Below are 14,909 nucleotides of genomic sequence, written 5' to 3'. Positions count from 1 at the left end.
ATCGGTGTGCCCAGAGGCGGGGTGCAAACGCATCGCAGTGTCGCACGGAAGGGCGAAACGAACAGGACGCAAGGCAGGCGGAACGCGGCGCCGGAGAGGCCGGCGCCGCGCGGAAGGAGACTATTCCTTCGGCTGGATGAAGTAGGCGAGGGTCTCCTCGTCGGCGCGCGGGGTCATCTCCCCGACCTTGTCGGCGCGGGCGGCCCAGACCGTCTGCAGCACGACGACGGGGATGTAGGCGCGGTCCTCGACCGTGATCTCCATCGCCTCTTCGTAGAAGGCGCGGCGCTTGTCCTCGTCGAGCTCCTTCGAGCCCGCCTGCATCAGCTCGTCGACCTTGGGGTTGTTGTAGATGATGCGGTTGAAGGCGCCCATCTTGACCTCCTCGTTCGGCGAGTGCGCGAGCGAGCCGAGGGTGTAGGAGGCCTCGCCCGTCAGGGTGCCCCAGCCGTTCATGAAGGCCGAGTATTCCTGCCGCGCGGACGCGGGGAAGTAGACCGACTTGGAGATCGCGTTGACGTTGGTGTCGATGCCGATCTGAGCGAACATCTGGCCGAGGCCCTCGCAGATGGCGCCGTCGCCCGGGAGCCGGTCGTTGGTGCAGAAGAGGTCCATCGCGAAGCCGTCGGGATAGCCGGCCTCGGCGAGGAGCTCCTTGGCCTTCTCCGGGTCGTACGGCTTGTCCTCGATCTTGTCGGACGAGCCGAAGAAGCCTTCCGGCATCAGCTGCTTGGCCGGCGAGCCGAGGCCTTCGAGGACGATCTCCACCATCGTCTCGCGGTCGATGGCGAGGTCGAGCGCCTCGCGGACCTTCTTGTCCTGCAGCGGGTTCTTGTCGAGCGCGCCGCCGCCCTTGGCGTAGACCTTCGGCGTCGAGTCGCGCTGGTCGAGCTGCAGGTTCATCACGTAGACCGAGTCGCCGATGAAGGTCTCGATGTCCGGATCGCCCTCGAGCGCCAGATAGTCGGCGGACGAGACGTAGTTGATGATGTCCACGTCACCGGCCTTCAGCGCGGCGAGGCGGGAGGCGTCGTCGGAGATCTCGCGGCGGACGACCTTCTCCCAAGGCGCGGCGCCGCGCCAGTAGTCCTCGAAGCGCTCCAGAACGAGGTCGCCCTTCGGCTCCCAGGAGACGAACTTGAACGGGCCGGTGCCGACGGTCGCCTTGCCGGAATTGAAGCCCTCGTTGGCGGTCTCGGTGGTCGAGTAGTCGGCGGCCGCGTCCGCGCTGACGATGAAGAGCCGCACGAAGTCGTAGGGGAGGGTCGCGGCCGGACCGTTGGTGTGGATGTGGATCGTGTGGTCGTCGACGATCTCGACCTCGGCGACGCGGCGCACGTAGACCTCGGTCGTCGTCGGGCCGGCGACGTTCGGGATGCGCTCGATCGAGAACTTCACGTCCTCGGCGGTGAAGTCGGACCCGTCGTGGAACTTGACGTTCTCGCGGAGCTTGAACTCCCACGTGTCGTCGTCGATCGGCTCCCACGAGGTGGCGAGGCCCGGCTCGAGCTGCAGGTCGTCGCCGGTCCACACCAGCGGGTCGAAGATGTTCTTCACCGCGTCGGACTGCGGCCCGAGCGCGGAGTAGTGCGGGTCCATCGAATCGGGCCCGCCGCGTACGCCGATGGTCAGGGTCTGCGCGCCGGCGGCCGTGGTGGCGAGTACGCCAGCGACGAGGACCGCGAAGGACAGTCTCATAAGGATCTCCCCCTGGGACTCCGGATGTGTGGTGAGATCCGAAATCCTTCCAAATGGAACTTGTTTGCTGGAGCGTGATGGCCCATCGTGACGCTGTCAAGCAGGGAAAGGCGGCGTTTCGGCTTCGAGATGATCAAACAAGCGGCGAGCCCAAAGAATGAGCGGCCGGCTGTCGGCGGCGCGCCACCGTCCGGTCTCAACGCGATGGTGGAAGCGAAACTTTGGGGCAACCCGTGCTGGCTGACCTATCGTCTCAACTACCTCGCCCTGCGCTACAACCTGCCGCTCTACGGCTGGATCGAAGAGACCTACAAGCTCAATCGGCCGGAGTACGTCGTCATCTTCTCGCTGGGCCTCAAGGACGGGACGTGCGCGGCGGAGATCGCCGCGTCGTCCGGGTTTCCGGCCGGCACCATGTCCCGCGCCGTCCACAAGGTGCAGCGCCTGAAGCTCATCTCGCGCAGCCGCGATCCGGACGACGGGCGCCGCTTCGTCCTCGCCCTCACCGAGAAGGGCCGCGCCCTCTTCGAGGAGACGCTGCCGATGTTCGTCGAGTTCGAGAAGCGCATGCTCTCGGCCCTCACCGAAGCCGAACAGAACACCCTCTCCCAGTTGATGGCGAAGATGGTCCTCGCCTCGCCAGACTGGCCCACGTCCGTCCCGAAGGCTGCCTGAATGAAAATTGCGGAAATGAACTGGTCCGACGTCGAGGACCAGGTCGCCAAGGATGACCGCTGCATCCTGCCCATCGGTTCCACCGAGCAGCACGCGCAGCTCTCGCTCTGCGTCGACATGATCCTCGCCGAGCGCGTCTCGGTGGAGGCGGCCGAGCCGCTCGGCATCCCGGTCTACCCGGTGATCCCCTACGGCCTCGCGCCCTATTTCGGCGCCTATCCGGGCACCGTCTCGCTGAAGGTGGAGACGCTGCTGGCGCTGGTGCGGGACGTGGTGGCATCGATCACCCGGGCGGGCTTCCGGCGCATCCTCATCGTCTCGGGGCACGGCGGCAACGCGCCCGTCGGCGCCCTTGCCAGCGAGCTGATGCTGGAGGAGCCGCGCCTCTCCATCAAGTTCCACGAGTGGTGGAAGGCGCCCGCCACCTGGGCCGCGATGCAGGAGATCGACCCCACCGGCAGCCACGCCAACTGGATGGAGAACTTCCCGTGGACGCGCCTGCCGCACGCCCCGGCGCCCAACAGCATCAAGGACCGGCTCGACACCGTGCGCTTCAAGGCCGGCGCGCCGGAGGCGGGCCGGGAGATCCTCGGCGACGGCAGCTTCGGCGGCGTCTACCAGAAGGACGACGCCACCATGTTGCGCCTGTGGGAGGCCGGCGTCGCGGAGACCCGCGCGGCGCTCGAGGGCCCGTGGGGCGGGCGATGACCGAGCCGCTCCTCATCTGGGGTGCGGGCGCCATCGGCGGCACGCTGGGCGCCTACCTCGCCCGGGCGGGCCAGCCGGTGCTGATGGTCGACACCGTCGCCGAGCACGTCGCCGCCTGCCGCACCGAGGGCCTCGCGATCACCGGCCCCGTCGAGGCCTTCCGCCAGGTGGTCGACGCGGTGACGCCGGACGAGCTCACCGGCATCTTCTCGCGCATCGTGCTCGCGGTGAAGGCGCAGCACACCGCCGCCGCGGCCGAGGCGCTGGCGCCCCACCTCGCGGCGGACGGCTTCGTGCTGTCGGCGCAGAACGGACTGAACGAGCTGACCATCGCCGAGGTCGTCGGGCCGGAGCGCACCATGGGGGCGTTCGTCAACTTCGGGGCCGACTGGCACGGCCCGGGCGAGGTGATGTTCGGCAACCGCGGCGCGGTGGTGATCGGCGAGATCGACGGCACCATCCGGCCCCGCACCGAGGCGATGCACGCCGCGCTCCTCGCCTTCGAGCCGGACGCCGTGCTGACCGACGACATCTGGTCATACCTCTGGGGCAAGCTCGGCTACGGGGCGATGCTGTTCGCGACCGCGCTGACGCCGCAGTCGATGACCGAGAACTTCGCCGACCCCGCACGGACGGAGACGTTCGTCGCCATCGGCCGCGAGGTCATGGCCGTGGCGCGCGCCCGCGGCGTCGTCCCGCGCGGCTTCAACGGCTTCGACCCGGACGCCTTCATGCCGGGGGCCCCGGACGAGGCGGCGCGCGCGTCGATCGCCGAGCTCGCCGCCTTCAACGCCAGGACCGCGAAGACCCACTCGGGCATCTACCGCGACCTCGCCGTCCGCAAGCGCAGGACCGAGGTGGACCCGCAGGTCGGCTCGGTCGTGCGCCTCGCGGCCGAGGCGGGCGTGCCGACGCCGCTGCTGGCCCGGCTCGTCGAGCTGATCCACGACATCGAGGACGGTCGGCGGGAGATGTCCGCCGCCACGTTCGCGGCGCTCAAGCCATGAACCTCACCTTCCCGTCGCGCACCGCGCTGGTGACGGGCGCGGCACAGGGCATCGGCTTCGCCGTCGCCGAGGCCTTCGTCGCCTCCGGCCTCGAGGTCGTCGTCGCCGACATCGACCGTGCCGGCCTGGAACGGTCCGCCGAACGGCTCGGCGCCCGGGCCCTCGCGGTCGATCTCGGCAACCGGGGCGCGGTCCAGGCGGCGGTCTCGGCGATCGCGCCGCCGGGGATCCTCGTCCACGCCGCCGGCGGTACGCGCGGCCAGGCCGGACGGCCGCTCGCGGAGATCGACGAAGCGAGCTGGCGGGCGATCTTCGAGGCCAACGTCGACGGCTTCTTCTGGCTCGCCCAGGCCGTCGCGCCGGCAATGCAGGCCGCCGGGGGAGGGCGCCTCGTCGCCATCGCGTCCGGCGCGGGGCTGCGTCCGTCGCTGACCGGCATCCAGGCCTACACCGCCGCCAAGCACGCGCTGGTCGGGCTCGTGAAGCAGCTCTCCTACGAGCTCGGGCCCGCCGGGGTTACGGTGAACGCGGTCGCCCCCGGCTTCGTGCGCTCCAACCCCACCACGGAGCGCCAGTGGGAGGCGATGGGCGCGGACGGGCAGGAGCGGCTCGTCGCCTCGCTCCACACCAGGCGCCTCGGCACCGCCGTCGACATCGCCGCGGCGACCCTCTTCCTCGCCTCCGAGCAGGCGGCGTGGATCAGCGGCCAGATCCTCTCCGTCGACGGGGGACGCTCGTGAGGCTGGCGAGGGGGACGGCCGGCGGGGCGGCCCTGACCGACCCGGTCCTCGACCACCTCCGGGCGGACGGCGGCATCCTTGCGCGCCTCAAGGCATACGCCAGCCTCCCGTCGGTCAGCACCGATCCGGCCTATGCCGAGGGCATGGCGTCGACCCGCGCGCTCCTCAAGGCGCGGCTCGCGAACATCGGCTTCACCCGTGTCGACGAGATCGAGGCGGGCGGCCACCCCGCCGTCGTCGCGGAGTGGATGGGGGCGGAGGGAGCGCCGACCTATCTCGTCTACGGTCACTACGACGTCCAGCCGCCCGACCCGCTGGAGCTGTGGCACTCGGCTCCCTTCGAGCCGGAGGTGCGCGACGGCCGGCTCTACGGCCGCGGCGTCTCCGACGACAAGGGGCCGGTCTCCATCGCGCTCGAGGTGCTGGCGGCCTTCCTGGCGGTGGAGGGGCGCTTGCCGGTCAACGTTCGCATCCTCCTCGAGGGGGAGGAGGAGATCGGCTCGCGCACGCTGGCGAGGATGTGCGAGCGCCACCGCGACCGCCTCGCCGCGGACGCCGTCATCTCCGCCGACGGCGCGCGCTGGCGGGCGGACCTGCCGACGGTCAACGTCGGCACCCGCGGCAACGCCGGCTACGAGGTGACGCTCCGCACCGCCGGCAAGGACCTGCATTCCGGCCGCTACGGCGGCGCCGTCCCCAACGCCCTCGCCGAGATGGCCCGGCTCCTGGCGACGCTCCACGACGCGGACGGGCGCATCGCCGTCGCCGGCTTCCACGACGACGTGCGGGAGGCCTCGGCCGAGGAGCGCGCCGCCTTCGCCGCCCTCCCGTTCGACGAGGCGGCCTGGCTCGCCGGGATCGGCGCCGAGGCGCACGGCGAGCCCGGCTTCACGACGCTGGAGCGGCTCTGGGTCCGTCCGACGGTGGAGCTCAACGGCCTCTGGGGCGGCTACACCGGCCCGGGCGGCAAGACCGTCATCCCGTGCGAGGCGCACGCCAAGATCACCACCCGCCTCGTCCCGAACCAGGACCCGGCGCGCACCGGCGCGCTCCTCGAGGCGCACCTCAGGGCCCACGCGCCGCCCTTCGCGGAGGTGACGGTGGTGGACCAGGACCGCGGCTCGGCGGCCTATGAGGTGCCGCCGGACCACCCGCTGCTCGCGGCCGTCGAGCGGGCCATCGGGGAGACCTACGGGACTCGGCCGGCCCGGGTGAAGGTGGGCGCCACGCTGCCGCTCGCGGCCATCTTCAAGCAGGCGCTCGGCGTCGACACGGTGACGATGTCCTTCTCCACCGCCGACGAGGACTTTCACGCCCCGAACGAGTTCTTCCGCCTCGCCGCCCTCGAGGAGGGGCTCGAGGCGTGGACGCGGCTCCTGCGCATCCTGGGCGGTCAGGCGACCTGACCGGCGCGGGCGGAGCGCAGGGCGTCGAGGAACTCGTCCTGCGCCCGCGTCGGCGACCAGTCGCGCCGGAGGGTGAGGCCGATGGGGCGCGTGCCGGGGAGATCCACCGGGAGCGCGGCGACGAGACCCTTGTCGATCTCCGCCTCCGCCTGGAGGCGGGAGATGCAGCCGAGGTGGTCGCTGCGCGCCAGAAGCTCGCGCATCAGGATGACGGACCCCGACTCGATGATGCTCGAGGGCTTGCGGGTGCCGAAGTAGGCGTCGAACTGGGCGCGCGTCGGGGTCCCGTGCCGGGGCACGACCCACGGCCACTCCGCCAGCACGTCCGGCGTCAGCGGGGTGGCGGCAGCGGGATGGTCCTTCCGCGCGATCACCGCGAGGCGGTCGTCGAACAGCGCCTCCTCGACGACGTCGTCGATGGGCGGCGGGTCGCGCAGCGCGCCGACCAGGACGTCGATCTCGCCCCGCCTCAGTCCGAGGAGGAGATCGTTGTAGAGGCCGTCCAGCACCAGGACCGGCAGGGTCGGCCGCCTGGCGCGGAAGAGGGTGAGCGCCACCGGCAGGATCGTCGAGCGCGACAGCGGCATCGCGCCGATCACGATGCGCCCCACCTCCCGCCCGGTCGCCTCCGCGAGGTCCGCGTCCGCCTGGTCGAGCTCGGCGAACGCCAGCAGCGCCGCGTCCGCCAGCGCCCGCGTCGCCCGGGTGGCGACGATCCCGTGCGACGTGCGCTCGAACAGCGGGCGCCCCGCCTCCCGCTCGATCCGTGACACCGCCCGGTGCACCGTCGGCTGGGCGATCCCCATCCGGTGTGCGGCGAGGGTGAAGTTCTCCGCCTCGCGCACGGACACCAGAGCCTCGAGCTGCGTCGTCGTCGCCGTCATCCTGAGGCGCGGCGAAAGGTCGAGGAGGGCGGGGTCGAGGATGTCGAAGGCGCGCCGGACGCGGGTGACGAGCACCTCGCCCAGCGGCGTCGTCACGAAGCCCGCCGGCCGGCGCAGGAAGAGCGACGCGCCGGCTTCCCGCTCCAGCTTCGCGATCGCCTGCGTCACGGCCGGCTGCGACACGTGGCAGGCGGCCGACGCACGGGTGACGGACCTGAGGTCCGCTACGGCGAGGAAGAGCCGCAGGTGCCGTAGATTGCGCGTGATCACGAGGCGCTAAGGCATCCGGCGAGGAGCGTCGGGAGGCGGTCGGTCACCGCGCGCTCGGAATTTCGCAAGGGCCACCTCATCCGCCGGGTTGCGCTACAATTCCTTTCGGAAATGCCACCTTACAGTGCGATCCGCCGGACGGGCGCTCACTATAGCGTGACTTTATACCGCAAGCGCGCTTCTGAATTGGCGTCTCGGCCGGATCGGGTGCATGCCCGCCGGAACAAGAAACGATCCGGGAGAGCACCATGTCCGAGCCCAGGACAGCCCTCGTGGTCAGCGCGCACGCGGCGGACTTCGTCTGGCGCTGCGGCGGGGCGATCGCGCTGCACGCCTCGCTCGGCTACCGCGTCACCGTGGTGTGCCTCTCCTTCGGTGAGCGCGGCGAGTCGGCCAAGCTCTGGAAGCAGCCCGGCATGACGCTGGAGAGGGTGAAGGACGCACGCCGCGCCGAGGCGGAGCGCGCGGCCGAAGCGCTCGGCGTGCACGACCTCGTCTGCATGGACCTCGGCGACTATCCGCTGCGCCTCGACGACGGGGACAAGGGCCGCCTCGTCGACGTCATCCGCGACGTGCAGCCGTCCTTCATGCTGTCCCACTCCCGATACGACCCGTACAACACGGACCACATGTACGCGACCGAGGTCGTGCTCGAGTGCCGGATGATCGCCCAGGCGTGGGGCCACAATCCCGGCCAGAAGGTCGTCGGCGCGCCGCAGCTCTACCTGTTCGAGCCGCATCAGACCGAGCAGATGGGCTGGAAGCCGGACGTCTTCCTCGACATCACCCCGGTCTGGGACCGCAAGCGCGCCGCGATCGAGTGCATGGAGGGCCAGGAGCACCTCTGGGACTACTACACCCGGCTCGCCGAGAACCGCGCCAACCACTTCCGCCGCAACTCCGGGGGACAGGCCGGCGGGCGGGCGGCGAAGTACGCAGAGGGCTTCCAGTCGGTGTTTCCGCGCACGGTCGATGAGCTTTGACCGCGATGTTATTGGATCTGGAATAATTCGAAAAAGAGGCGTAGCCAACGGTGACCCCGGCCCCCAAGGCCGGGGATTCCACCGGAGAAAGGTTTGCCGTCATGGCACAATCGCACCCGATCGAAGGGTATACGCCGCTTCAGAAGATCCTCCACTGGGCCGTGGTGCTGCTGCTCATCGCGCAGTATCTCGTCCTCGAAGACGGGATGGGTCCGGCCCTCCGCGACACGATCCAGACCGGAACGCCGGTCCTGACGACCATGCCGCTCCTGCACATGGGCGTCGGGATCCTGATCCTCATTCTCGCTCTCGTGCGGATCGCGCTGCGGGCGATGGTCGGCGCGCCGCCGCCGCCGGCGCACGAGCCGCCGATCTTCAAGACCGCCGCCGGCGCGGTCCACGTCCTCTTCTACGTGCTGCTGATCGGCCTGCCTCTCGGCGGCCTCGCGGCCTACTTCATCCCCTCGGGTCTCTTCGGTGAGGTGCACGAGGTGGCCACCAACGTGCTGCTGGCGCTCGCCGGACTGCATGTCGTCGCCGTGGTCGTCCACCAGTTCTGGTGGAAGAGCAGGCTGATGCAGCGCATGACATGACACCATCGGGAGGCGAGACTTGACCGAACGCTCCAACGACATCGCACACCTCGGCCATGTCGAGGTCCTTACCGACAGGTACGACGAGAGCCTCGCCTTCTTCACCAATGTCTACGGCCTCAGCCTCTCGGCCGAAGACGCGACGTCCGCCTATCTGCGCGCCTGGGACGATTACGAGTTCGCCACCCTCAAGCTGACGCGCCACGCGACGACGGGCGTCGGCCACATCGCCTACCGCGCCGCCTCGCCGGAGGCGCTGGCGAGGCGGGTCGCCGCGGTCGAGGCGTCGGGTTTTCCGGTCATCGGCTGGACCGACGGCGATCTCGGCCACGGCCCCGCCTTCCGCTTCGCGGATCCCTTCGGCCACACGTTCGAGATCTACTACGAGACCAACTGGTACGAGCCGCAGCAGGAGGCGGAGCGGGCGGCGCTGAAGAACACCGCCTCCGCCTACCGGGGCGTCGCCCCGCGACGGCTCGACCACGTCAACCTCCTCGCCGACGACGTTGCCGAATTCCGCCGCTTCATGGAGACGACGCTGGGGAGCCGCGTGACCGAGATGATCGCCCTCGACAACGGGCGGATCGGCGGCTGCTGGTTCACCGTCAACAACAAGACCTACGACCTCGCCTGCACCGAGGAGCACGGCCGGGGCCATGGCCGGCTGCACCACGTCACCTACGCGACCGACCAGCGCGAGGACATCCTCCGGGCGGCCGACATCTTCCTGCAGAACGGGGTGCACATCGAGACCGGGCCGCACAAGCACGCGATCCAGGGCACGTTCTTCCTCTACGTCTGGGAGCCGGCGGGCAACCGCGTGGAACTCGCCAATGCGGGCGCGCGCCTCATCCTCGCCCCGGACTGGGAGCCGGTCGTGTGGACCGAGACCGAGCGCCGGAAGGGCCAGGCCTGGGGCCTCAAGACCATCGACACCTTCCACACCCACGGCACCCCGCCCGCTCCGAAGGATCACTGACATGTCCATCGTCGTTCAGAACGTGGCGCGCGCGGACGCGGCCGTCGTCGAGGCGCTCGGCAGGGCGGGTGTCGCCACGGTGCACGAAGCCCAGGGCCGGATCGGCTGCCTCGCGTCCTCCCTGCGCCCGATCTACGCCGGCGCGCAGGCGGCGGGGTCCGCGCTGACGATCTCCGCCCCTCCCGGTGACAACTGGATGGTGCACGTGGCGATCGAGCAGTTGCGGCCGGGCGACATCCTCGTCCTCGCCCCGACGTCCCCTTGCGACAACGGCTATTTCGGCGACCTCCTCGCGACGGCGGCGATGGCGCGGGGCTGCCGCGGTCTCGTCATCGACGCGGGCGTGCGCGACGTGAGGGACCTGACGGCGATGGGCTTTCCCGTCTGGTCCAAGGCCGTATCGGCGCAGGGGACGGTGAAGGAGACGCTGGGCTCGGTGAACGTTCCCATCGTCTGCGCCGGGCAGGCGATCGAGGCGGGCGACGTGATCGTCGCGGACGACGACGGGGTCTGCGTCGTCAAGCGGTCCGAGGCGGAGGCGGTGCTCGCCAAGGCCGAGGCGCGGCTCGCCAGCGAGGAGGAGAAGCGCCGGCGCCTCGCCAGCGGCGAGTTCAGCCTCGACCTCTACGACATGCGCGGCCGCCTCGCCGAGAAGGGGCTCAGATATGTCTGACCCGGGTTCCGGCATACCCTGCCTGTGGATGCGCGGGGGCACCTCCAAGGGGGCGTACTTCCTGGCGTCTGACCTTCCCGCCGATCCGGCCGAGCGTGACCGGCTGCTGCTGCGGATCATGGGCAGCCCCGATCCGCGCCAGATCGACGGGATCGGCGGTGCCGACCCGCTGACATCGAAGGTCGCGGTGCTGTCCCCCGCGACGCGGCCGGACGCGGACGTCGACTACCTCTTCCTCCAGGTGTTCGTGGACCGGCCGCTTGTGTCCGACGCGCAGGGGTGCGGCAACATCCTCGCCGGCGTCGGGCCGGCCGCGATCGAGCGCGGCCTCGTCGCCCCGACCGGCGACACGACGCCGGTGCGCATCCACATGGTCAACACCGGCGAGGTCGCCGTCGCGACCATCGCGACACCGGGCGGGCGCGTCGCCTACGCCGGGGCGGCGCGGATCGACGGCGTGCCGGGGAGCCATGCCGCCGTGCCGCTGATGTTCCAGAACATCGCCGGGTCGATGACGGGCGCGCTCCTGCCCACCGGGAACGCCGTCGACGTCGTCGACGGGGTCGAGGCGACGCTGATCGACAACGGCATGCCGATCGTGGTGATGCGTGCGGCCGATCTCGGCATTGCGGGAACCGAGACGCGCGAGGCGCTGGAGGCGGACACGGCCCTGCGCGCGCGCGTCGAGGCGATCCGCCTGAAGGCCGGGCCGTTGATGAACCTCGGCGACGTCGCCGAGAAGTCGGTGCCGAAGATGACGCTGGTGTCGGCGCCGGTCGCCGGCGGCGCGATCAACACCCGCAGCTTCATCCCGCACCGGTGCCACGCCACCATCGGCGTATTCGCGGCGGTCAGCGTCGCGACGGCGTGCACGCTGCCGGGATCGCCGGCGGGCGGTCTCGCCGTGCGACCGCCGGACGGACGCTACCTGGTGGAGCACCCGACCGGGTCGCTGGAGGTTCTGGTGGAGGAGGGGACCGGGGGCGAAGTGGTCGGCGCCGGTCTCCTGCGGACCGCCCGCAAGCTGATGGACGGCCGCGTCTTCCCGGTCGACGGCTGAGCGGCAGCGGCCGGGACGCCGGTCGGCCGTCGCCCCGGGCGCTTCCACCGCCGCTCCGGGCCGGATCGCGCGGTCAGCCTTGCGGGTGCAGGGCGACCCAGGCGGCGAAGGCGGCGCCGATGGTCTCGATGAACCCCTTGCTCTGGTCTTTCACGCTGCCGTCCTCCTCGAAAAGGTTGCCGAGGCCGCCGATGTAGGCCTCCGGCTGCTGCATCGCCGGCATGTTGAGGAACACGAGCGACTGGCGCAGCGCGTGGTTCGCGCCGAAACCACCCACCGCGCCGGGCGAGCCGGACACGATCCCCGCCGGCTTGCCGCTCCAGACACTGGCGCCCATCGGCCGCGAGCCGACGTCGATGGCGTTCTTCACGCCTGCCGGGACCGAGCGGTTGTACTCGGGCGTCACGAACAGCACCCCGTCGACCGGGCGGACGGCGTCGCGGAAGGCCGTCCAGGACGCGGGCCGGTCGTCGGTGTCGAGGTCGGGGTTGTAGAGCGGCATGTCGATGTTCACGAACTCGAACGACAGCGTGCTCGGGGCGAGGGCGACGATGGCCTGGGCGAGCTTGCGGTTGAGGGAACCCTCGCGCAGGCTCCCGACGATGACGGCGATCTTGTAGGTCTTGTCCATGACGGTCTCCTGGGCCGGGCCTGCGGTGGCCGGGGTCGAGGCGGGGAGCGGTGCCGGAACGGCCGGGCGCGGGTGTGCGTGGCCGGGGATGTCCTCCACGGGGGCGAAGCGGGTGGTGAACGGGGCACCGGCGGCGACGATAACGCGGATTCGGCGGCGCGATAGCTATATTCTGGTGTAATCGCGGCGCGGGCGCGTCGGCGGCCGAAGACGTCGGGACGGAGGCGTCGGGGTGGGGCGCCGGCCCGGGGGCCGGCGCCGGTGGTTCAGGACAGCGTGTCGCCGAACGGCATGTCACGCAGCCGCTTGCCGGTCGCGTTGAAGATCGCGTTGGCGAGCGCCGGTGCGAACGGCGGCACGCCCGGCTCGCCGACGCCTGCCGCATGGACCGAGAACGGGTTGTCGACCAGGTGGACCTGGACGTTCTGCGGGAAGTTGTCCGACCGCACGACGTCGTAGTCGTAGAAGTTGGACTGCATCACCCGTCCGTCCTCGAACGTGAGGCCGCTGAAGAGGGCGAGCGTCATGCCCATCACGGCCGCGCCCTCCATCTGCGAGCGGATGCGCTCCGGGTTCGCCGCGTAGCCGCAGTCCACCGCGAAGTGGGTTTCCGGCACGGTGATCTTCCCGTCGACGATCTTGGTGCGCAGGCCGCAGGCGACGTAGGTGACGAAGCTGCGGTGCACGGCGAGGCCGATGCCCTCGCCCTCCGGCAGGTCCTTGCCCCAGCCGACCGCCTCCGCCGCCATCTCCAGCACGTTGGACAGGCGGCCGGTATCGATCGGATAGTTCTCGTAGACCTCGCCGTAGTTCCAGAAGTCGTCCGGGAAGCCCTCCGCCTTCGGGTCCAGCTTGCGGGCCGGGCCGATCAGCTCGAGCAGCACCTCCTTCTGGTCGCGGCCCAGCTCGTTCGCGAGTTCCGCCGCGAAGGACTGGACGGCGAAGGCGCGGGGGATGTTCGACACCGAGCGGAACCAGCCGATCCGGGTGTGCGCCATCGCCTTGCCGTTGTCGGCCCGCACGTTGGCGATGTCGAACGGCATGTCGGCATGGCCCATCCCGCTCTCGATGAAGAACTGGTGGCCCGAGTCCGGTGCGAACGTCGACAGGATCGACGGCGCCACGGAGTTGTGCTTCCAGCCCGTCACCTTGCCCGCCGCGTCGAGCGCGACTTCGATGCGCTCCACCGAGGTGGTGTGGTTGAACGAGTGGTGGACGTCGTCCTCGCGGGTCCACTGCACGCGCACCGGTGCGCCGACCATGCGCGAAAGCAGCGCCGCCTCGATCACGAAGTCGCACTTCGACTTGCGCCCGAAGCCGCCGCCGAGGAGCGTGACGTGCACGGTAACGTCGTCCGGGCTCATCTTCAGCGCGTCGGCGACGTCGGTGCGCGTCCCGTAGGGGCTCTGGACGCAGGCCCAGATCTCGCACTTGCCGTCCTTCACCGATGCGACGGCGACCGGAGGCTCCATCGGGATGTGAGCCATGTGCGCCTGGCTGTACTCGGCCGCGAAGGTCTTCGCGGCGCTCGAGAACGCGCCGTCCACGTCGCCCTTCTCGCGCACGACCTTGCCCGGCTGGCGGGCGGTCTGGCGCATCTCCTCCAGGTAGGCCTCGCTGTTGTAGCTGGCGTTCGGGCCGTCGTCCCACTCGATCTCGAGGAGGTCGCGGCCCTGGATCGCGGACCAGGTGTTGGAGGCGATCACCGCGATGCCGCCCAGCGGAGCGAACTTCGCCGGCGGGGTCGAGCCCTCGAGGCCGAGCACCGTCTCGACGCCTTCCACCGCGCGCGCGGCGCTGTCGTCGTAGCGGATCGGGCGGCCGCCGACGACCGGCGGACGGGCGATGACCGCGTACTTCATCCCCGGCAGCGTCACGTCGGCGCCGTAGACGGCCCGGCCCGTGGTGATGTCGAAGAGGTCGGTGATCGAGACCTCGCCCTTGCCGATGTAGCGGAACTCGGACTCGTCCTTGAACGTCAGGTCCTCGAAGGCTGGGACGCCGACGTACGGCATGTCCGGCTGCTCGCGCACGAGGTGCTCGGCGAGCTCGCCGAAGCCGAGGGTCTGGCCGCTCGGGCCGTGGACCACCTCGTGGACGCCGGTCTTCACCTCGGAGCGCGGTACATCGAGCCGGCTCGCCGCGGCTTCCTCCAGCATGTAGCGCATGGAGGCGCCCATCTGGCGCATCGACTGGATGTGGTGCCGCATGGAGCGCGAGCCGTCGGTGTCCTGGTTGCCGTATTTCGGCTCGTCACCCTCGGCCTGGACGATCTTCACGCGGTCCCAGTCGGCGCCCATCTCGTCGGCGAGCACCATCGGCAGCGAGGTGCGCGAGCCGGTGCCCATCTCGGAGCGGTGGGCGACGATGGTGACGTTGCCCTCCCGGTCGATGGACACGAACACCGACGGGTCGGTGCGCAGGCCATGAGGCATGCTCTCGCCGCCGGTCTTGTAGGGCGCGAAGGCGCCGGCGGGACGCACGAAGGCCGCGAGCGCGAAGCCCGAGGCGGTGACGCCCAGCATCGTGCGGCGCGAGACGTTGAGGATCCGTGTGCGGGCATGGGCCGCGCGGGCCTCTTGCTCGAGATAGTGCAGCATGG

At 70.5% G+C, this 14,909-nt stretch carries 14 protein-coding genes; 10 read left to right on the top strand and 4 right to left on the bottom strand.

The features are described 5' to 3' along the window. Positions 1–120 precede the first annotated feature (120 nt). Complete coding sequence (locus DLJ53_RS13515) at positions 121–1,698, bottom strand: ABC transporter substrate-binding protein (RefSeq protein WP_111345933.1); 1,578 nt, start codon at positions 1,696–1,698, stop codon at positions 121–123. A gap of 207 nt (positions 1,699–1,905) precedes the next feature. On the opposite strand from DLJ53_RS13515, the gene DLJ53_RS13510 reads away from it, so the two are divergent. Genes DLJ53_RS13510 through DLJ53_RS13490 form a run of 5 tightly spaced genes read left to right on the top strand, consistent with a single transcriptional unit; the run spans position 1,906 to position 6,234 of the window. Beyond that, on the top strand, positions 1,906–2,373 hold the full coding sequence (locus DLJ53_RS13510; RefSeq protein ID WP_202913126.1) for a MarR family winged helix-turn-helix transcriptional regulator: 468 nt from the start codon (positions 1,906–1,908) through the stop codon (positions 2,371–2,373). Then, complete coding sequence (locus tag DLJ53_RS13505; RefSeq protein ID WP_111345929.1) at positions 2,374–3,081, top strand: creatininase family protein; 708 nt, start codon at positions 2,374–2,376, stop codon at positions 3,079–3,081. After that, entirely contained in the window at positions 3,078–4,088 is a 1,011-nt protein-coding gene (locus DLJ53_RS13500) for a ketopantoate reductase family protein (RefSeq protein WP_111346312.1), read from the top strand. The genes DLJ53_RS13505 and DLJ53_RS13500 overlap by 4 nt, the downstream gene beginning before the upstream one ends. Further along, on the top strand, positions 4,085–4,828 hold the full coding sequence (locus tag DLJ53_RS13495) for an SDR family NAD(P)-dependent oxidoreductase (RefSeq protein ID WP_111345927.1): 744 nt from the start codon (positions 4,085–4,087) through the stop codon (positions 4,826–4,828). Before DLJ53_RS13500 ends, DLJ53_RS13495 begins: the two co-directional genes overlap by 4 nt. After that, positions 4,825–6,234 (top strand): dipeptidase, encoded by a 1,410-nt coding sequence (locus DLJ53_RS13490; protein WP_202913125.1) that lies wholly within the window; start codon positions 4,825–4,827, stop codon positions 6,232–6,234. The genes DLJ53_RS13495 and DLJ53_RS13490 overlap by 4 nt, the downstream gene beginning before the upstream one ends. Here the strand turns inward: DLJ53_RS13490 and DLJ53_RS13485 are convergent. After that, positions 6,222–7,388, bottom strand: coding sequence for a LysR family transcriptional regulator (locus DLJ53_RS13485; protein ID WP_111345925.1), 1,167 nt, complete (start codon positions 7,386–7,388; stop codon positions 6,222–6,224). The genes DLJ53_RS13490 and DLJ53_RS13485 overlap by 13 nt on opposite strands. Positions 7,389–7,636: 248 nt before the next feature. Between DLJ53_RS13485 and DLJ53_RS13480 the strand changes: the two genes are divergently transcribed. The 5 genes from DLJ53_RS13480 to DLJ53_RS13460 all read left to right on the top strand — a co-directional run bounded on the left by DLJ53_RS13480 (position 7,637) and on the right by DLJ53_RS13460 (position 11,676). Further along, positions 7,637–8,371 (top strand): PIG-L deacetylase family protein, encoded by a 735-nt coding sequence (locus tag DLJ53_RS13480; protein WP_111345923.1) that lies wholly within the window; start codon positions 7,637–7,639, stop codon positions 8,369–8,371. 101 nt (positions 8,372–8,472) lie between these two features. Then, on the top strand, positions 8,473–8,964 hold the full coding sequence (locus DLJ53_RS13475; protein ID WP_111345921.1) for a cytochrome b: 492 nt from the start codon (positions 8,473–8,475) through the stop codon (positions 8,962–8,964). Positions 8,965–8,983: 19 nt separating this feature from the next. Continuing rightward, positions 8,984–9,943 (top strand): VOC family protein, encoded by a 960-nt coding sequence (locus tag DLJ53_RS13470; RefSeq protein ID WP_111345919.1) that lies wholly within the window; start codon positions 8,984–8,986, stop codon positions 9,941–9,943. A 1-nt stretch (position 9,944) separates the two neighbouring features. Next, a complete protein-coding gene (locus tag DLJ53_RS13465) occupies positions 9,945–10,616 on the top strand; it encodes a 4-carboxy-4-hydroxy-2-oxoadipate aldolase/oxaloacetate decarboxylase (protein WP_111345918.1) in 672 nt (223 codons plus the stop codon). Beyond that, a complete protein-coding gene (locus DLJ53_RS13460) occupies positions 10,609–11,676 on the top strand; it encodes a 4-oxalomesaconate tautomerase (protein ID WP_111345916.1) in 1,068 nt (355 codons plus the stop codon). The genes DLJ53_RS13465 and DLJ53_RS13460 overlap by 8 nt, the downstream gene beginning before the upstream one ends. 73 nt (positions 11,677–11,749) lie before the next feature. On the opposite strand, the gene DLJ53_RS13455 is transcribed toward DLJ53_RS13460, so the two are convergent. Further along, positions 11,750–12,307, bottom strand: coding sequence for an NADPH-dependent FMN reductase (locus DLJ53_RS13455; protein ID WP_111345915.1), 558 nt, complete (start codon positions 12,305–12,307; stop codon positions 11,750–11,752). Between the two features lie 266 nt (positions 12,308–12,573). After that, positions 12,574–14,907 (bottom strand): xanthine dehydrogenase family protein molybdopterin-binding subunit, encoded by a 2,334-nt coding sequence (locus DLJ53_RS13450; RefSeq protein WP_111345913.1) that lies wholly within the window; start codon positions 14,905–14,907, stop codon positions 12,574–12,576. Positions 14,908–14,909 lie beyond the last annotated feature (2 nt).

Source organism: Acuticoccus sediminis (assembly GCF_003258595.1).
Lineage (GTDB): Bacteria > Pseudomonadota > Alphaproteobacteria > Rhizobiales > Amorphaceae > Acuticoccus > Acuticoccus sediminis.
This window is presented reverse-complemented; position numbering and strand designations above follow the sequence as displayed.